This is a genomic window from Flexivirga sp. B27 (genome assembly GCF_052905685.1).
Window position 1 is genome coordinate 690245 of the sequence record NZ_JBPYUM010000002.1, and the last position, 18166, is coordinate 708410.

The 18166-nt window shown below is 67.9% G+C and carries 15 protein-coding genes; 8 read left to right on the forward strand and 7 right to left on the reverse strand.

Going from position 1 to position 18166, the window contains the following annotated elements:
• Nucleotides 1-11 precede the first annotated feature (11 nt).
• The gene (locus tag ACSZL9_RS12140) at nucleotides 12-965 is read right to left on the reverse strand and encodes a sugar-binding transcriptional regulator (RefSeq protein WP_446665751.1); all 954 of its coding nucleotides are present in this window, start codon (nucleotides 963-965) and stop codon (nucleotides 12-14) included.
• A gap of 116 nt (nucleotides 966-1081) precedes the next feature.
• Between ACSZL9_RS12140 and ACSZL9_RS12145 the strand changes: the two genes are divergently transcribed.
• The 4 genes from ACSZL9_RS12145 to ACSZL9_RS12160 are packed head-to-tail and all read left to right on the forward strand — an operon-like array spanning nucleotide 1082 to nucleotide 5750.
• The gene (locus ACSZL9_RS12145; RefSeq protein ID WP_446665752.1) at nucleotides 1082-2455 is read left to right on the forward strand and encodes an ABC transporter substrate-binding protein; all 1374 of its coding nucleotides are present in this window, start codon (nucleotides 1082-1084) and stop codon (nucleotides 2453-2455) included.
• Nucleotides 2456-2473: 18 nt separating this feature from the next.
• A complete protein-coding gene (locus ACSZL9_RS12150; RefSeq protein ID WP_446665802.1) occupies nucleotides 2474-3394 on the forward strand; it encodes a carbohydrate ABC transporter permease in 921 nt (306 codons plus the stop codon).
• Nucleotides 3394-4257, forward strand: coding sequence for a carbohydrate ABC transporter permease (locus ACSZL9_RS12155; RefSeq protein ID WP_446665753.1), 864 nt, complete (start codon nucleotides 3394-3396; stop codon nucleotides 4255-4257). Before ACSZL9_RS12150 ends, ACSZL9_RS12155 begins: the two co-directional genes overlap by 1 nt.
• A 5-nt stretch (nucleotides 4258-4262) precedes the next feature.
• A complete protein-coding gene (locus ACSZL9_RS12160) occupies nucleotides 4263-5750 on the forward strand; it encodes a mannitol dehydrogenase family protein (RefSeq protein WP_446665754.1) in 1488 nt (495 codons plus the stop codon).
• 126 nt (nucleotides 5751-5876) lie between these two features.
• On the opposite strand, the gene efeB is transcribed toward ACSZL9_RS12160, so the two are convergent.
• The 3 genes from efeB to efeU are packed head-to-tail and all read right to left on the reverse strand — an operon-like array spanning nucleotide 5877 to nucleotide 10022.
• Complete coding sequence (gene efeB / locus ACSZL9_RS12165; protein WP_446665755.1) at nucleotides 5877-7145, reverse strand: iron uptake transporter deferrochelatase/peroxidase subunit; 1269 nt, start codon at nucleotides 7143-7145, stop codon at nucleotides 5877-5879.
• Nucleotides 7142-8425 (reverse strand): iron uptake system protein EfeO, encoded by a 1284-nt coding sequence (gene efeO, locus ACSZL9_RS12170; RefSeq protein WP_446665756.1) that lies wholly within the window; start codon nucleotides 8423-8425, stop codon nucleotides 7142-7144. The genes efeB and efeO overlap by 4 nt, the downstream gene beginning before the upstream one ends.
• A complete protein-coding gene (gene efeU, locus ACSZL9_RS12175; protein ID WP_446665757.1) occupies nucleotides 8418-10022 on the reverse strand; it encodes an iron uptake transporter permease EfeU in 1605 nt (534 codons plus the stop codon). Before efeU ends, efeO begins: the two co-directional genes overlap by 8 nt.
• Before the next feature lie 129 nt (nucleotides 10023-10151).
• On the opposite strand from efeU, the gene ACSZL9_RS12180 reads away from it, so the two are divergent.
• Nucleotides 10152-11573, forward strand: a complete 1422-nt coding sequence (locus tag ACSZL9_RS12180; RefSeq protein ID WP_446665758.1) for a xylulokinase — start codon at nucleotides 10152-10154, stop codon at nucleotides 11571-11573.
• A gap of 90 nt (nucleotides 11574-11663) precedes the next feature.
• On the opposite strand, the gene ACSZL9_RS12185 is transcribed toward ACSZL9_RS12180, so the two are convergent.
• Nucleotides 11664-11831: a hypothetical protein gene (locus tag ACSZL9_RS12185; RefSeq protein WP_446665759.1), complete on the reverse strand. Its 168-nt coding sequence runs from the start codon at nucleotides 11829-11831 to the stop codon at nucleotides 11664-11666.
• Nucleotides 11832-12197: 366 nt separating this feature from the next.
• Between ACSZL9_RS12185 and ACSZL9_RS12190 the strand changes: the two genes are divergently transcribed.
• The 3 genes from ACSZL9_RS12190 (at nucleotide 12198) to ACSZL9_RS12200 (ending at nucleotide 15697) form a co-directional block, all read left to right on the forward strand.
• Entirely contained in the window at nucleotides 12198-13391 is a 1194-nt protein-coding gene (locus tag ACSZL9_RS12190) for an MFS transporter (RefSeq protein ID WP_446665760.1), read from the forward strand.
• A 34-nt stretch (nucleotides 13392-13425) separates the two neighbouring features.
• Nucleotides 13426-14406, forward strand: coding sequence for an asparaginase (locus tag ACSZL9_RS12195; RefSeq protein ID WP_446665761.1), 981 nt, complete (start codon nucleotides 13426-13428; stop codon nucleotides 14404-14406).
• Nucleotides 14407-14479: 73 nt separating this feature from the next.
• Nucleotides 14480-15697 carry a winged helix-turn-helix domain-containing protein gene (locus ACSZL9_RS12200; RefSeq protein WP_446665762.1) on the forward strand — a complete coding sequence of 406 codons (1218 nt, stop codon included), beginning with the start codon at nucleotides 14480-14482 and terminating at the stop codon, nucleotides 15695-15697.
• Between the two features lie 28 nt (nucleotides 15698-15725).
• Here ACSZL9_RS12200 and ACSZL9_RS12205 read toward each other — a convergent pair whose 3' ends face one another.
• Nucleotides 15726-16403, reverse strand: coding sequence for a response regulator (locus tag ACSZL9_RS12205; protein ID WP_446665763.1), 678 nt, complete (start codon nucleotides 16401-16403; stop codon nucleotides 15726-15728).
• Nucleotides 16400-18040 carry a sensor histidine kinase gene (locus tag ACSZL9_RS12210; protein WP_446665764.1) on the reverse strand — a complete coding sequence of 547 codons (1641 nt, stop codon included), beginning with the start codon at nucleotides 18038-18040 and terminating at the stop codon, nucleotides 16400-16402. The genes ACSZL9_RS12205 and ACSZL9_RS12210 overlap by 4 nt, the downstream gene beginning before the upstream one ends.
• Nucleotides 18041-18166: the final 126 nt, after the last annotated feature.

The following is an 18166-nucleotide window of genomic DNA, read 5'->3' on the forward strand; positions in this document are numbered from 1 at the left end:
TAACGATAGACCTATCGCAACAGTTCGAGAGCAAGCGGTGTGTCCACGATCAGCCGGTTGACCTTCTTGCCGGCGATCGCCGCCCGGACGACCGGTGCGCGCGCTGCTCCGCTGACCAGGCCGATGACGGTCGGTATGTCGGTGAGCTGCTCATCGGACAGGGTGATGATGCGATCAGCCAGCCCGCCCTCGACGCAGCGGCCGGCGGAGTCGATGAAGACACCGCAGATCTCGCCGATCGCTCCAGCCTTGTGCATCGCGCTGCGCTCACTGCGGGTGGCCAGGTCGAAGAGCGTCGACTCCTCCTGCGCCCAGCCGCCGATGCCGACGACGGCGACCGTCACCTGTGCGATGTGCGAGTTGGCCTCACTCACTCCCGGTTGGCGGCGCAGCATCCGAGCACTGTCCGCGTCGGCGGCCACCAGCGGTGCATAGAAGTGGTGCGCGGTGCCGCCGCTGAGGTTCGCGGCCGACCGCACCAGATCGACCGGTGAGTGCAGGTCGGGGATCGCCAGCGCGCCGCACAGCTGCACAATGGGCACCGGCGGCAGGGTGCGCAGGGCGCCGACAGTGGCGGCGACGCTGCGCGACCACGGCAGGCCGAGCACGTCGTCGGGGGTCAGCATCCGCGTCAGCTCCGCCGCGGCGACCGCGCCCAGGTCGCGCCGGGTCTCGGCCATCGACTGACCGTCGTGAGTGCGCAACACCAGGACGCTGTCAACGCCGAGGAATGTCGAAAGGCGTTCGGAGAGAACGTAATCCACACTCGGTTCGCCCACGATCTCGATCCGCACGATCCCCTTCGCGCGCGCTGCTTCGAGCAGGCGCGCGACCTTGAATCGGGACAGGCCCAACTCCTTGCCGATGTCGACCTTGGACTCGTCCTGCAGATAGAAGCGGCGGGCGACCGACGCCAGCAACTCTCGCTCGCGCTCGGCTCCGTCGCTGCCCGGTGTCCCGCTCATCGCACGAACTTTCTCATCTGATCCCTCCTGAATCTGCCCCACAACCTGTGTGGACTGTGTCACACTACTACTCATCTGCGCACCGAAGCGCTCGTTTGAGCAAAACAGGAGGACGCATGACTGCTCGCAGGAGACGGATCGCCGTCGTCGCTGCCGGGGCCGTTGCGATGGGCACGCTGACAGGTTGCGGCGCCGCTGCCGGATGGGGCGGCGGAGGTGGTGGCGGAGGAAGCCACACCATCAACGTGCTGATGGTGAACAACCCGCAGATGATCGATCTGCAGAAGCTCACCGACAAGTACTTCACCAAGAAGACCGGCATCAAGGTCAACTACACCGTGTTGCCCGAGGACGACCTGCGCGACAAGGCGAGCCAGGAGTTCTCGGCGCAGGCCGGTCAGTACGACGTCGCGACGTTGTCGAACTTCGAGATCCCGATCTACGCCAAGACCGGGTGGGTCGCGCCGTTGTCGTCATACATCGCCAAGGACAAGAAGTTCGACCAGCAGGACATCCTGCCCGCGATGCGCAAGGCGTTGACCGTGGACGGCGAGGTCTATGCCGAGCCGTTCTACGGCGAGTCGTCGTTCCTGATGTACCGCAAGGACGTGCTCGCCAAGAAGGGCATCAAAATGCCGGCGCATCCGACGTGGCAGCAGGTGGCCGACATCGCAGCGAAGGTCGACGGCGCCAAACCCGGCATGTCCGGCATCTGCCTGCGCGGCCAGCCCGGCTGGGGACAGGTGATCGCACCGCTCACGACAGTCGTCAACACCTTCGGCGGCACCTGGTTCGACAAGGACTGGAACGCCAAGGTGGATGACAAGGGCTTCAAGGAAGCCACCAACTTCTACGTCAATCTGGTGCGCAAACATGGTGAGAAGGGCGCGGCGCAGGCCGGGTTCACCGAGTGCCTCAACGACCTGACGCAGGGCAGCTCCGCCATGTGGTACGACGCGACCTCGGCCGCGGGTTCACTGGAGGCGAAGGGCTCACCGGTGAAGGGCAAGATCGGCTACGCGCCCGCACCGGTCGTCAAGACCAAGTCCTCCGGGTGGCTCTACACCTGGGCGTGGGCGGTCGAGCAGGCCAGCACCAAGAAGGACGCGGCCTGGAAGTTCATCTCCTGGGCCAGCAGCAAGGAATACCAGAACCTCGTCGGCGAGAAGCTCGGCTGGACCCGGGTGCCGTCGGGTGACCGGACATCCCTCTACTCCAACCCGAAGTACGTCGCACAGGCCAAGGCGTTCGCGAAACCGACACTGGACGCGTTGAACGCAGTCGATCCGAACAACCCCGGTGTGCAACCGCGGCCGGTCGGCGGCGTGCAGTTCGTCGACATACCCGAGTTCACCAACCTGGGCACGCAGGTGAGCCAGGACATCAGCTCCGCCATCGCCGGCAAGAAGTCGGTCGACAGTGCGCTGAGTCGTGGCCAGGACCTGGCCGACGACGTCGCCAAGCAGTACCGCAAGCGGGAGGGTGACTGAGCCATGGCGCAGGACACAATGACAGCGGAACCCGCTGTCGCACAGAGCAATTCGGCGCTGGTGAAGGCCGGTGGCTGGGCGCGCCGCGCACCCCTGATGCCGGCGCTGATCTTCATGATCATCGTCACGCAGATCCCGTTCCTGGCGACTCTCGTGATCTCGTTCATGAACTGGAACGCCTACTACCCGGACGACCGCGGCTTCGCCGGCGTCGACAACTTCAAGACGGTGCTCACCGACGTCAACGCACGCCAGGCGATCCTCGTCACGATCGCGCTGACCGTCGGCGTCGTCCTGGTCAGTCTGGTGATCGGACTGGCGATCGCACTGTTGCTGGATCGCAAGTTCCGCGGTCGCAGCGTGGCGCGCACGCTGATGATCACGCCGTTCCTGATCGTGCCTGTCGCGGCGGCGCTGCTGTGGAAGCACGCGCTCTACAACGCGCAGTACGGCCTCTTCAACGGCGTTCTCAAGTTCGTCCTCGGCGACAACGCACCACAACCGGACTGGATCAGCAATCATCCACTGATCGCGATCATCGTGTCGCTGGTCTGGCAGTGGACGCCGTTCATGATGTTGATCCTGCTCGCCGGCCTGCAGAGCCGTCCGATGGACGTGGTCGAGGCGGCGAAGATCGACGGGGCGTCCAACTGGCAGATCTTCACCAACATGACGCTGCCGCACCTGCGGCAGTACATCGAGCTGGCCGGGCTACTGGGCGCGATCTACATCGTGCAGAACTTCGACGCCGTCTTCACCATCACCTCCGGTGGGCTCGGCACCGCCAACCTGCCGTACTACATCTACCAAACCTTCTATTCCGCACACGATTACGGCACTGCGTCGGCAGCCGGCGTGGTCGTGGTGCTCGGCTCGATCATCATCGCGACGTTCGCGTTGCGCACCGTGCTCAGCCTCTTCCGTGAGGAGACCCGCTAATGACTACCGTCAAGGCAGCGCAGGCCGGCCCGCAGTTGCAGGTCGCAGGAAGCAAGAAGCGCTCCGGAGTGCTGTTGACCGGGGCGACCTGGATCATCTCCGTGCTGTTCGTCTTCCCGGTCGTCTGGATGATCTGGACGTCCTTCCACTCCGAGACCGACGCGGCGGCCAACCCGCCGAAAGTGTTGTCGGCGTTCAGCGTCGAGGGCTACCGGTCGTTCTTCGGCAGCAACCCGTGGCCGCCGATCCTCAACTCGCTGACGGCCAGCGTCATCAGCACGATCCTGGTGCTGGTCCTGGCACTGCCGGCGGCATACGCACTGTCGATCCGTCCGGTGAAGCGCTGGAGCGACGTGCTGTTCTTCTTCCTGTCGACCAAGTTCATGCCGGTCGTGGCAGCGCTGTTGCCGGTCTATCTGTTCGCTGAGAAGGTGCACTTCCTGGACAACATCTGGCTGCTGGTCATCCTCTACACCGCGATGAACCTGCCGATCGCCGTCTGGATGCTGCGCTCCTTCCTCGCCGAGATCCCGGCCGAGATGCTCGAAGCGGCGCAGGTGGACGGGGCCGGTCTGGTGCGGACGTTGCGCGAGATCATCGCGCCGGTCGTGATGCCCGGCATTGCCTCCGCAGCACTGATCTGCTTCATCTTCAGCTGGAACGAGTTGCTCTTCGCCCGGGTGCTCACCGGCACCCGCGCGGAGACGGCGCCGGTGTTCCTCACCGGATTCGTGACCAGTCAGGGCCTGTTCCTCGCACAGGTCTGTGCGGCATCGTTCGTTGTGTCCCTGCCGGTCCTCGCTGCCGGTTTCGCGGCGCAGGACAAGCTGGTGCAAGGTCTGTCGATGGGAGCTGTGCGGTGACTGAAATGCCGACGAAACTATCTGCAAACACTGTTGATTCGCTGGATCCACGGGTGGCCGTGCCGACATACGACCGCTCGGTGGTCACGCCCGGCATCGTCCACCTCGGCGTCGGCGGCTTCCATCGCGCGCACCAGGCGATGTATGTCGACCGTCTCCTCGCCGAGGGTGCCGCGGGCGACTGGGCGTTCACCGGTGTCGGGGTGCTGCCCAAGGACGACCGGATCGTGGAGGTCCTGAACGCCCAGGACGGCCTCTACACACTGGTGGTCAAGCATCCGGACGGGCACCTGGAGCCGCGGGTCATCGGGTCGATCAAGCGGCTGCTGCACGCACCCAGCGAGCCGGAGGCCGTGCTGGAGGTGATGAGTGATGCCGCCACCCGCATCGTGTCCCTGACGATCACCGAAGGCAGTTATCTGGTGGATCAGGTGACCGGTGAGTTCGACCCGACACATCCGTCGATCCAGCCGGACTTGGCCGAGAACGCCGTGCCGACAACGGCTTTCGGCTTCATCGTGGAGGCGTTGCGGCGTCGGCGGGCAGCGGGCGTCCCACCGTTCACGGTGATGACGTGCGACAACCTGCCCGGCAACGGCGACGTGGCACGCGGCACGATCACCTCTTTCGCGCGGCTGAAGGATCGTGAGCTCGGTGACTGGATCGACGCCAACGTGGCGTTCCCCAACTGCATGGTCGACCGGATCACCCCGGTGACGACGCAGGAGGACATCCAGCGGCTGGCCGACGAGTTCGGCATCGACGACGGCTGGCCGGTGGTCACCGAACCGTTCACCCAGTGGGTGCTGGAGGACCACTTCCCCACGGGCAGACCGCCTTTGGAGGGTGCCGGCGTGCAGGTCGTGCCGGATGTGATGCCCTACGAGTTGATGAAGCTGCGGTTGCTGAACGCCAGTCACCAGGCGCTGTGCTACCTCGGCTACCTCGCCGGTTACCGCTATGCCCACGAGGTCGCCCAGGACGAGGAGTTCGCGCGGTTCCTGCTCGGCTACATGAAGCACGAGGGCGAGCCGACGCTGCCGGAGGTGCCGGGCGTTGATCTGACGGCATACGAGCACGAGCTGGTGGCGCGCTTCGCGAACCCGGAGATCCGCGACACGCTCGCCCGGCTGTGCGCGGAGAGCAGCGACCGGATCCCGAAATGGCTCGTCCCGGTGATCCGCGACGACCTCGCGGCCGGCCGTCCGGTCGACCGTGCGGCGCTGGTCGTCGCGTCCTGGGCGAGGTATGCCGAAGGCGTCGACGAGCAGGGCGAACCGATCGACATCGTGGATCACCGCAAGGAGGAGGTGATGGCGGCGGCCGCGCGGCAGAGCGAGGACCGGCTGGCCTTCATCCGCGATCCCAGTCTGTTCGGGGACCTCGCGGAGCAGGAGGCGTTCATCGCGCCATACGTCGCGGCGTTGGAGTCGCTGCACAGCGACGGCGCCGCTGCCACCCTGCGCGAGACGATCACCCGCCTCGGCGACTGACCCACCACACCCTCATACCGAGAGGCCCCCGATGCGTCGAGAGGACCGCGGATTTCGCCGTGTTCGGCGAAATTTGCCGGTCCTCTCGATGAAAGGGGGGCCTGTCGGCGAAGGGTGTGAGAAGGGTCAGGTAAAAAGCTGCTCGCCGATGTAGTGGCCGGTCTTCGGCGCCGGGGGTATGGCGAACAGGCCCGACCCGACGTGCTTGACGTATTCGTTGAGCAGGTCCGCGGCGCCCAGCTTGCGCTGCAACTGCACGAAGTGGGCGGGATCGTTCATGTAGCAGACGAACAGCAACCCGGCGTCCAGCTGACCGAACTCGTTAATGCCGTCGGTGTAGTTGTAACCCCGGCGCAGGATCTTGATGCCGCCGTTGTTCTCGTGGGCCGCCAGCGCGATGTGCGAGGTCGGTGCGATCACCGGCTCGCCGTCCTTGGCCTTGGCGTGGAACTTCGGGGTGTCGTGCTCGGTCTTGCCGGTCAGCGGCTCGCCCTCGGTCTTGCCGCGGCCGAAGATGCGCTCCTGGTCGCTGATCCGGTCGGCGTCCCAGGTCTCGATGTTCATCTCGATCTTGCGCACCACCTGGTAGGTGCCGCCGGTCATCCAGTCGGCGTCGTCCAGCCAGACGAACTTGTCATAGTCGGCCGTCGTGGTGATGTTGCGGGTGCCGTCCTTGAAGCCGAAGAGGTTGCGCGGCGTCTGCTGGCCCTTGCCGGCCGATGCGCGGCCGAATCCCATGACGGTCCAACGGGTTTGGACGGTGTCTCGCGCCATACGGGCGAGGTTGCGGATGGCGTGGTAGCACACCTGCGGGTCGTCCGCGCACACCTGCACCGACAGATCACCGTTGCTGGTGTGGGCCGTCAGGTTGTCGCTGGGCAGCTTGGGCAGCGGCCGCAGCAGCTTCGGCCGCTTGTGCGCGATGCCGAAGCGGTCGTCGAACAACGACGGTCCGAGTCCGATGGTCACCGTCAGGCTCGCAGCGTCCAGCCCGAGAGCTTCCCCGGTGTCCCGGCCGACGCCGGAGTCCGAGGAGGGTCGGACCTGCCCGATCGGCTCGGCCCGCATCAACTGCGCGCTCGCGGCGGTCCAGCGCGCCAGCAGTGACTGCAGGTCCGTGTCCAGCGAGCCGTCGATCATGTCGAACGCCATGAAGATCGAGTAGCGTTGCGGGGGAGTGCGGATGCCGACCGGCTCGGGCTGGTCGTAGAAGGGGTACTGGGTGGTCAGGTCGATGGCGTCCTTGTCGGCCGCCTCGGCTGGCGAGCGCGCGGCGTCCAGGCCCCAGGACGCGCCGACGGCGAGCGCACCCACGGCTGCCCCACCGGCGGCTCCCTGGAAGAGCCGGCGGCGGGGCAGCCCGGTGCGCCCGTCAGGTCGTTCGTGCTTGCTCAACTCGCGGTCGCCACCTTCTGAGCGATCTGGGAGAGCGGGTCCTGCAGCGCCTGCACCTTCTTGCTGAGCTTCGCCGCGTCGGTCTTGCGCAGCTCCGGGGTCCACAGCTTGAAACCACCCAGCGACGAGCCGTCCCGGTAGGGGGTCAACGCATTGGTGACGTTGGTGAACTGCTTGCTCACCCGGGCGGTGAGGGAGGGGTCGATCTTCTGCAGCCCGGGCTTGAGGTAGGCGAAGGCCTGCTGGGCGCCCTCGACGTTGGAGGCGAAGTCGGACAGGTCGGTGTGGCTGTACTTCTCCTCTTCACCCTTGATCTTGTTGGTCTGCACTTCCTCGAGCAGGCTCGCGGCACCGTTGGCCAGGTCCTCCGGCTTGTAGGTGATGCCCTTGACCAGGCCGGCCAGCTTGCTGACGTTGGTGTGCAGCTCCTTGGCCGTCTTCTTGGTCTTGCTGGTGATCTTGCCGCCCTGCCACAGGTCCTTCTCGATGGCGTGGAAGCCGTGCCAGCCGACCTTCGGGTCCAGGTTGGACTGCCGCATGTCGATCAGGTAGTCGAGGTTGCCGGCGTTGTCGCCCGGCTTATAACCCGGCAGCACGAAACCACCGACGTCGGACTCGATCTTCTCGTAGAAGGGTCGTGCCCCGGCATACGCCTTCTTCGCGGCGGCGACGTCGCCCTTGTTGATCGCCGTCTGCAGCTTGGCGACGCCGGTGACCATGTCGGTGGCGTTCTGGTTGACGAACTTCGCGTAACCCTTGGTGCCCTTCGCCAGCACCGTCGCCGTCGAGCCCTTCGCGACGGAGGCCGCCTTGCCGGTCACCGTGAACGGCACCCGCTCCTTGTCGGCGCCGGGGCAGAAGACCTGATATTTCCCGCCGGACAGCGTGACGGTGAATTTCACCGGGGCCAAGCCGGGCGCGAGGTTCTCCTTCTCGCCCAGGATGCGCTGGTCGCTCTGCAACTCGATCTCGGTGATCGCCGACGCGTCCTTGTTGGTCACGGTGAAGGTCACCGGCCCCGCAGGTGCGGAGGCGTGGTCCATCTCGCAGCCGCCGGCGTTGGTCATGGTGACCTTCACCTGTGCGGCACCGCCGGAGACCTTGGCGGCTGCGCCCTTCGCGGACGCGCCACCAGACCCGTCGGTCGGTGATCCGCCGCCGGACGAGCCGGAGCCGCACGCCGCCAGAGCGACACTGGTGACGGCGATGAGGCCACTGCCGGCGACGCGACGGAGGTTGGATCCGGGTCGTCGGTGTGACTTCGCGGGGTGGCTAGGCATGTGCTGAGCTCCTCGAGGAGTGATGGGGTGCAGGTGCACCGGTGTTGGTCATGACGGTGGGGATGCGTCGACGCGCACGCAGCGCGAGGACAGTGAGGATGATGGCTGTCAGGAGCAGGGCAGCAGGTATGGCGCGACCCCAGAAGCGCACCGAATCACGTTCTGTCGCAAAGTGGTTCAGCTCTGCAGCAAAGTCGTCGGTGTATGCCGGCCGGACCGACCAGGACGTGCTCGGAGCGGTCATGCCGGCCGGGAGCTTCGCACCGTCCGCGATGGTCACGGTGCGCTGGGTGCTGAGGCCTCCGCCGGCCAGGCTGACGCTGGCCTGTGCGGCACGGGCGGCGTCATACAGCTTGCCGTGGGTGGTCCAGACGTCGACCTTGTCCGACAGGTGCCAGGTCGCGCGGAACGGCCCGGGGTTGACGGCGGGGTCCACGCCGACCGGGACGCGACCGCCGTTGAGCGCAGTCACCTCGGCCAGGGTCAGGGTGGCGGGCGGCTTGGTGTCGGAGGCGGACTCGGTCACGCCGGTGAAGTGCCGGGTGCGCACGCCGGTGACGGTGGCGTGGCCCGCCGCCTCCAGCCGGATGCTCTCCTGGGCGCTCCCGTCGGCAGATCGGTGCAGCGTCAACCCGTTGAGGTGCACGGATCCGGCGGAGCTGCCGGCGGCATCCGCGACGGGGGCAGCCGCGGGCACGTCGAGCTGTGCGGACGGCACGGCGAAGAACGCCGCGACGGCACCGATGGCACACGCGCCGGCGATCGTCAGCTTCAGCCGCGCACTCTGTATGGCGCTGGGCCGGTGTGCCGCCGGCCAGAACGCCACCAACGCCATGGGTATGACGTAGAGGAACCAGCCCAGCACCTCGACCACCCGCGGGTCGGCGGGGATGCCGAGCACACCGGTGAAGACGGCGCTGCGGATCGACCCGACCGGAGCCAGCCAGTGCAGGTCGACGGTGGTGCCCTGCCCGGCGTTGAGCCAGCCGGCCTCGTGCGCGGTGCGCAGGGCGCTGACGACCAGGCCCGCGGCGACCAGGATGAGGAAGATGCTGGTGCCCTTGAAGAACTTGCCGAGGTTGAGCTTGACGCCGCCCCGGTAGATGCCGAGTCCCAGCAGCACGGCCATCGCGATGCCGAGCACTGCTCCGGCGATGGCGCCGGTGGTGTTGGTGGCGGCCTGGAAGGTAGCCAGCAGGAAGACCGCGGACTCGAAGCCTTCCTTGAGGACGGCCAGGAAGGCCATGATCACCATGGCGCGGGTGGTGCCCTGCCCGAGCGCGTTCTGCGCGGCCGACTCCAACTCCCGTTTCAGGCCGCGGGAGTGCTTGCTCATCCAGATGATCATCGTGGTGACGAAGACGACGGCCACCGCTCCGATGACGGTCTCCATCATCTCCTGCTGCCGCTGCGGCAGCGCGGACTCGACGACCTTGAGGGTGACGCCGACGGCGATACTGATCGCGATGCCGGCGCCGACGCCGAGCCACATGGTCGTCAGGGGACGGCCGTTCTTCTTCAGGAAGGCTGCGATGATCCCGACGATCAGTGCCGCCTCAAGGCCTTCGCGCAGGCCGATCACGAATGTCGCGAGCACGGGCACCTCTCGGAGAGTGTGATGAGGCAAACCTTCTTTAGGGCAGCCTTAACTAAGCACGATGAGCATAAACCCATCGTTTCGCGGCGTACACCCGCCCACCGGTCGGGCAGCCGATAGCCTCCCGGCATGAGTGAGTCGCTGGTCGCCGGAGTGGACAGTTCGACACAGTCCTGCAAGATCGTGGTCTGCGATGCGGAGACCGGTCGCATAGTCCGGGAGGCCAGGGCTGGGCACCCGGACGGCACCCAGGTCAGCGCCGCCGCGTGGTGGGACGCATTCCAGGAAGCCCGGCGCGGGGGACTGCTGGACGGTGTGCGCGCGATCGCGGTCGGCGGGCAGCAACACGGCATGGTCACGCTCGACGAGGACGATCAGTTGGTGCGTGACGCAATGTTGTGGAACGACACCAGCTCGGCCCCTCAAGCAGCGCAGCTGGTGGAGGAGCTCGGGGGAGCGTCGGCCTGGGTCGACGCTGTGGACCTGGTGCCGGTGGCGAGCTTCACCGGCACCAAGCTGCGTTGGCTGGCCGAGGAGGAGCCCGACAATGCCGCCCGGACGCAGACCGTTGTGCTGCCGCACGACTGGCTCACTGGTCGAATCCTGAAGGACGGCAACGGTTTCCAGGAGTGGACCACCGATCGCGGAGATGCGTCGGGCTCCGCCTACTGGTCACCGGTCACCGGCGACTATCGACACGACCTGCTGAAGCGTGCGTTCGGCCGAGACGTCCGGGTGCCCCGCGTGGTCGGCCCGTCGGAGGTTGCCGGGCGGACGGCGGACGGCATGCTCGTGGCGGCGGGCACCGGCGACAACGCTGCTGCGGCGCTCGGGCTGTCGATCGGCCCGGGCGACGTCGTGGTGTCGCTCGGCACCAGCGGGGCGGTGTTCGCGGTCCACGACCGCCCGGTCGGTGACGTGACCGGCGCGGTCGCCGGATTTGCGGACGCGACCGGCCGGCACCTGCCGCTGCTGGCCACGCTCAACGCCGCCCGGGTGCTCGTCGCAGCGGCGAGCACCCTCGGGGTGGACCTGGACGGACTCGACCAACTCGCGGCGTCGGCGCCGATCGGGGCCGACGGTCTCACCCTGCTGCCTTACCTCGACGGCGAGCGCACTCCCAACCTGCCGACGGCTCAGGGGACCCTTGCCGGGCTGACTCGCTCCAATGCGACGCCGGCGCACTTCGCTCGGGCGTATGTCGAGGGCATGCTGTGCAACCTGAAGGGCTGCATCGACGCACTCGCCCGCAACGACATACCCACTCGCCGGGTGCTGCTGATCGGGGGCGCGGCCGCAGCCGCCTCGGTGCGGTCGGCCGCCGCGGACATCTTCGGTGTGCCGGTCCTGGTGCCCCAGCCGGGTGAGTATGTCGCGCTCGGTGCGGCGCGGCAGGCCGCGTGGGCACTGAGCGGTGAGTCGACACCACCGGAGTGGGACGTGCCGGTCGCGGCGACCGTCGAGCCGTCCGACCCCGACGCCGGCGCCGTCGCGGCCGGGCGATACCGCGACCTGGTGGACGCCCGGCATCCAGGAGCCGTCAAGCGCTGACCCGCATACGCAGAGGAGCCGGCCGCTTCCAGGCGCTTCGCAGTGAAGCGCCGGTGCGGCCGGCTCTCAAAAAGGAGGTGCGCTGCGGGGTCAGTCCTCGCCGCGCTCGTAGGCGAGTTGCTCGGCATACGGACGCATGCGCGGCAGTGCAGGCTGCTCGTCGTCCTGCGCATGCGTGCGCATGATGTGGTCGCGGTGCAGTTGATCGAGCATCCGCGACGTCGTCGCGTGCACGACCGGAGAGGTACGTGGTGGCATCCGGGTGTCCTTTCGCTTGCTGGGCGGACATGAGGTGTAACGGAGGGGTCCTCCGAATAATTCCCGGGTGATGCGACATTTTTTGTGTCCTCGCCCAGCGGGCCGGCCGCGGACACCTGCCGATGCCCTGGAGCTGCCCTGAATCTGCCCTGAACCTGATCGGAGTCTGCTCGGCCAGGCTGCGGCGACGTCGAACGTCGACTGGGAATTCGCGGTGAGATTTTGCTCTCACCGGCGGAAAATCCGTCGCGTGGACTATTTCGATATGGAAGTATTGCATCTGGTTCTTTTCGTGCCGCCCGAGTGGCCCCGCGGACTCCAGTTCCGACCCCGTCTCCCAGATCCCTGAGAAGGAGTGACTCCCGTATGTCGTTCAGCCCCTACCAGCGCGTGTTGAACATCAGTGATGCCCGGCGGGTGTTGCTCCTCGGACTGTTGCTGCGGATCCCGATCGCCTCTGCCGCGGTCGTGCTCACCCTGCACGTCGTGCAGTCCCTGCACCGTTCCTACTCCGAGGCCGGTCTGGTCGCGGCCGGCGCCACCCTTGCCATCGCGATCTCCGGCCCGTGGCGCGGGCGGCTGCTGGATCGCCTCGGCCTGCGCCGGGTCGTCCTGCCGTCGCTGGTCGTGAACGCCGTCTGCTGGGCCGTCGCACCCTTCGTCGGCTACTGGATGCTGCTCGTTCTCGCAACAGTGGCAGGCCTTTTCATCGTCCCGACCTTCTCGGTCATCCGCCAGGGGATCATCGCCGCGGTCCCGGACGCGGATCGGCGCACGGCCCTCTCAGTGGACGGAATGAGCATCGAGGTGGCCTTCATGGTCGGCCCGGTCGTCGCCGTCTGGCTGGCCACTGCGTTCGACACCGGCTTCGTGCTGTGCGGCCTGCAGCTCGCCGGCGTGCTCGCGGGCGTCGCCCTCTATGTGATGAACCCGCCGCTGCGACCGGCAGACCCGGAGACGGATGCCGCAGGCCAGGTGGTCCCGCGTCGGGCGTGGTTCCGTGCCGGCTTCCTGTCCATCTGCGGTGCCGCGGCGGCGTCGACCATCGTGCTCGGCGGCAGCGACGTCGCCATCGTCGCGGCGATGCGTGAGTTCGACCAGGTGTCCCAGATGAGCATCGTGCTGGTGCCGTTCGCCGGCGGCTCGCTGCTCGGCGGGCTCATCTACGGCGCGACGTCGCGCGCGGTCCAGCCCTTCTCGCTACTGCTCGGCCTCGCGCTGGCGACCGCACCGATGGCGCTCGCCGGCGGCACCTGGTCGCTGGCGGTCCTCGCCCTGGTGGCCGGCCTGTTCTGCGCACCGACCATCACCGCGACCGTGGACGCCGTCAGCCACGTCGTCCCGTCGGCCGCCCGCGGTGAGGCGATGGGCTGGCACGGGTCGTTCATGACCGCCGGGTCGGCTCTCGGTGCGCCGATGGCCGGCGCCGCGATCGACTCGTTCGGGTTCGGCGGCGGCTTCCTGCTGGTCGCGGCGATCGGCGCGCTCGTTGCCGTCACCGGGTCCGCGGCACTGCACGTGCACCGCAGGTATGTCGCCCAGCACGCTCTCGCTGCCTGAACCTCACCCCACGAAGTTTCCGTATGGTGATCTCGTGGCTCGGGTAGCGGTCTTCTTCCTCGGCGGCACGATCAGCATGACCGGCACGGACAGCGAAGGTGCCGTCGTGCGGTTGACCGGTGCCGACCTGCTGCAAGCACCCGACGTCGCCGCGATCGGCGTCGAGGCCGAGGTCGTGGACTTCCGTGCTGTCGGGAGCTCGCGGCTCACGGTGGCCGACCTGACCGAGTTACACGCGGCGGCTGAGCAGGCGGTGGCAGACGGAGCGGATGCGGTGCTGATCGTGCAGGGCACCGACACGCTGGAGGAGTCCTCGTTCCTGCTCGACCTGTGGTGGACCCGGGACGAGCCGCTCGTGCTCACCGGCGCGATGCGCAACCCCAGCCTGCCCGGTCCGGACGGGCCGGCGAATCTCGTTGCGGCACTGCGAGTTGCGGCATCGCGGGAGGCTCGAGCCCTCGGCGCACTGGTCGTGCTCGACGACCAGATCCACGCTGCACGGTTCGTCGCCAAGCGCCATACGAGCAGCGTCGACGCCTTCGTGTCGCCCAACGCCGGGGCGCTCGGACGGGTCGAGGAGGCCACCGTCCGGTTCGCGACGACGGTGCCGCGCCGGCCACCGGTGGGCGTGCCTGTCCGGTCGGTCCGGGTGCCATTGATCGTCACGGTGCTCGACGACGACGGCGGGCTGTTCGACGCTGTCGCCGACAGCGCGGGCCTGGTGATCGCTGCATTCGGCGTCGGACACCTGCGCCCGGAGATCGCCGACCGGGCGGCGGAGCTGGCCGCCGGTCGGCCGGTCGTGCTGGCGTCTCGCACGGGCGCAGGCACCGTCCACACGGCGACATACGGCGGCCCGGGCAGTGAGAGCGACCTGGTCGGCCGCGGCCTGCTGCCGGCCGGCGGGCTGGACCCCTACAAGGCACGCCTGTTGCTGCTCGCATTGCTCGGGTCGGGCCTGGACGACGATGCGGTGCGCTCCGCATTCGCGCGGTATGTCGGTGGTGCCGCCTAGGCTGCCGAGAGTGGGTGCAGCACCGAGCTCAGGACCAAGGTCAGGGCCCTCGTCGAGATCAGGGGCGGGGTCAGTGGCGGGATCACTGTCGGCGGCACAGGCGAGGCGGATCGCGCTGGTGGCGCAGGGGTTTCGTGATCCCCGGCACCGCACGCCGACCATGCGGACTCTCGCGCGCACGATCGATCGCACCGGGCTGCTGCAGATCGACTCGGTCAACGTGCTGCAGCGCGCGCACTTCATGCCGCTCTACTCGCGGATGGGCCCTTACGACGTCGGCCTGCTCGATCGAGCCGCCGGGAAGGCCCCGCGGCGACTGGTCGAATACTGGGCGCACTGCGCGGCATACATGCCGGTGGACCTGTGGCCGGTGATGAGCCATCGCATGCAGGACCATGCCTCGCGCGGGCACGAGTGGTTCGGTCTGCCGGAGGATCCGGGGCTGCCGACGGCGCTGCTGCGTGAGATCGAGCAGGGTGGTGCGGCGACCGCGCGAGACCTTGACGACGGGCTGCCCCGCACCAAGGTCAACTGGGGCTGGAACTGGTCGAAGACCAAGAGGGCGCTCGAGTTCCTCTTCATGGCAGGGGAGCTCAGCGTGGCCAGGCGCAATGCTGCCTTCGAGCGGGTCTATGACCTGCCGGAGCGGGTGATTCCCGCTGAGGTGCTGGCCGTGCCACAGCCGACGCTGCTCGAGGCGTCCCGCGAGATGCTGCGTCGAGCGGCCCGATCCTATGGTGTGGCAACCGAATTCGACCTGCGTGACTACTACCGCATGCAATACTCCCGGGTCCACCTGGATCAGGTCGGGCCGGCGCTGCAGTCACTCGTCGATGACGGTGAGCTCCTCCCGGTGACAGTTGAGGGCTGGCGTCGACCGGCCTACCTGCACCGTGACGTGACCGTGCCGCGTCGCGTCGAGGCCCGGGCGTTGCTGAGCCCGTTCGACCCGCTGGTGTGGTTCCGCGAGCGGACCGAGACGATCTTCGACTTCCTCTACCGCATCGAGATCTACGTGCCCGAGGCCAAGCGGGTCCACGGCTACTACGTCCTGCCTTTCCTGCTCGGCGACCGCATCGTCGCCCGCGTCGACCTGAAGGCAGAGCGCCAGGGGAGTGTGCTGCAGGTGCTCGGGGCGTATGCCGAGCCGGACGCCCCCGAGGACACGGCGGCCGAGCTGCTCGAGGCGTTGCGGGAGCTGGGGCAGTGGCTCGGCCTCGACGACCTCGTAGTCACCGGTCGCGGCGACCTCGCACCCGCGTTGGCCGGCCTCGTGGCTCGCTCGGCGTGACCGCTTCCACGGGGTTCGCTCAGGGAGTTCACACCCAGCGGTATTCCACTTCCGGACGACCCGCCCCGGCATACCGTGACCGCCGCTCGACAAGACCCGTCTCGCACAGGTGCTCGGCATACCTGCGCGCGGTCACCCGGCTCACCGGCAGCTGCTCGGCCAGGTCGCGGGCGGACAGTGCAGACCCGCTGGCACGCAGCATCGTGCTGATCCGGTCGAGCATCTCCGGGGACAGCCCCTTGGGCAGCTCGGTCGGGCGCGACGGCCGGAGCGACCCGAGCATCTGATCGATCTCCGACTGGTTGGTGACCGACGAAACGCGTTGTGCTTGTTCGACATACGCGCGGTAGGCATCCAGTCGCTCCCGGAAGGTCGCGAAGGTGAAGGGCTTGAGCAGGTATTGCACGACCCCGAGTGACACCGCCGAGCGCACGACGTCCAGCTCGCGTGCGGAGGTGACGGCGATGACATCCGCCCGGTGACCAGCGGACCGCAGCGCCCGCAACACGTCCAGTCCGTGCCGGTCCGGCAGGTGCATGTCCAGCAGCACGACGTCGACCGGGTGCTCCTGCAGCGCCTGCACGGCCTCCTGGCAGGTGCCCACCGTGGCGGCGACGGCGAAGCCCGCCACGCGTCCGACGTATGCCGTGTGTGCCTCGGCTGCGATGGGCTCGTCCTCGACGACCAGCACGCGCAGATCGTTCACCGGTCGACCTCCTGCAACGGCAGGCGGACCACGAATTGCGTTGGCGGACCGAGCACTTCGACTGTCCCGTCGAGTCGCTCGACTGCCTGGGCAACGAGTGCGAGGCCGACCCCACGGCGGCCTGCACGTCCGGTCTCCTTGGTGGAGTAGCCACGGCGGAAGGCCTGCTCCACCTCACCGCTGAGGCCGGGGCCGTTGTCAGTCACCGTCATGGTCGTCCATCCGTCCTCCACGTGTGCGTCGAATCGCACGGACCGGTCGCCGTCAAGATCGCCGACCGCGTCGAACGCGTTGTCGACGAGGTTCCCGATGATTGTCACCAGATCTGTCGTCGGCGCGGCGGCTTCCGGCACGACGGAGTTGGGTTCGATCACCAGCGCGATGCCTCGTTCGCGTGCCTGGGCGGCCTTGCCGAGCAACAGTGCGGTCACCGCCGGTTCACCGTGGACGGCCCCGACGACACGGTCGGTCAGCCCCTGCGCCTGATCCAACTCGTCGGTGGCGAATGCCAGGGCGCGGTCGGTGTGCCCGAGCTCGATGAGGGACACGATGGTGTGCAACCTGTTCGACGCCTCGTGGGTCTGTGACCGCAGCGCCTCGGCCATGCTGCGCGCGGAGTCGAGTTCGCCTGTCAATGCGACGAGTTCGGTGCGGTCGCGCATCGTGACGACATACCCCAGCGCCTTGCCTCCGGGCGCGACCAGCGCCTTGCTCACCACGAGCGTGCGGCTGCCGGCGATCTGCAACTCGTCGTGCCGTGTGCTGTCGTCGGTCAAGGTGGCCACCATCGGTGCCGGGAGGCCGACCTCGTCGACCGGACGCTCGGTGAAGTCCACCGGCAGTCCGAGCAGCCGGACGGCCTCGTCGTTCGCGATGCGGATGCGACCGTCCAGGTCGGTCAGGAGCAGTCCGTCGGTCACCGCGTGCAGGACGGCGTCGTAGTAGTCGTACATCTCCTGCAGCTGGCGGGCACCGAGACCACGTGTCTGCCGGCGCACTCGTCGAGTGACCAGCAACGTGCCGAGCCCGGCGAGGAATGCCGCGAGAGCACCGGCCCCGAGCACGCCCGGGAGCTGGTCACTGACCTGGTGACGCACCTCCTCCTTGCGGATGCCGACCGAGACCAGGCCGACGACCTTCCCGTCGACCGCCCCGGTGTCGGTGATCGGCACGACGCATCGGCGGGAGGGCCCGAGGGTGCCGGTGTAGTCCTCGACCACCTGACCGCCCGCGGCGGCACCGGCGATGTGCCCGACGAAGCGATGCCCGATGCGTTCGGGGTTGGGGTGGCTGTAGCGCGTGCCGGTCGGGCTCATGATCACCACGAAGTCGGTGTGTGTCCGTCGTCGGACCGCCTCGGCCAGCGGTTGCAACGTCGTGCTGGGGTGGTCGCTGCGCAGCCCGGCGAGCACCGCCGGGTCGGCCGCAACGGAGTCGGCCACTGCGACGACCTGGGCGGTGGCGCGGCTGGTGCTGTAGTGGCGGGCCTGCACATAGGCCCCGAGCACTCCGGCGACGACGACGATCAGCGCCACGACCACCTGCAGCACGAACGTCTGCGTCGCCACGCTCCACCTGCGCGGCGAGCGCAGCCGTGGACCGTGCCGTCGGGCAGCGGTCGACGAATCCGTGCTCATCGGACCTGCACCCGGGTGCGACCGTCGCCGGTGAGCTCAATGCCCGTGAACTCAATGCCCGTGAACTCAATGAACACAAACGTGACGCGGGTCACGTGGCACGCCATCGTCGGTCGGGCCAGCCGG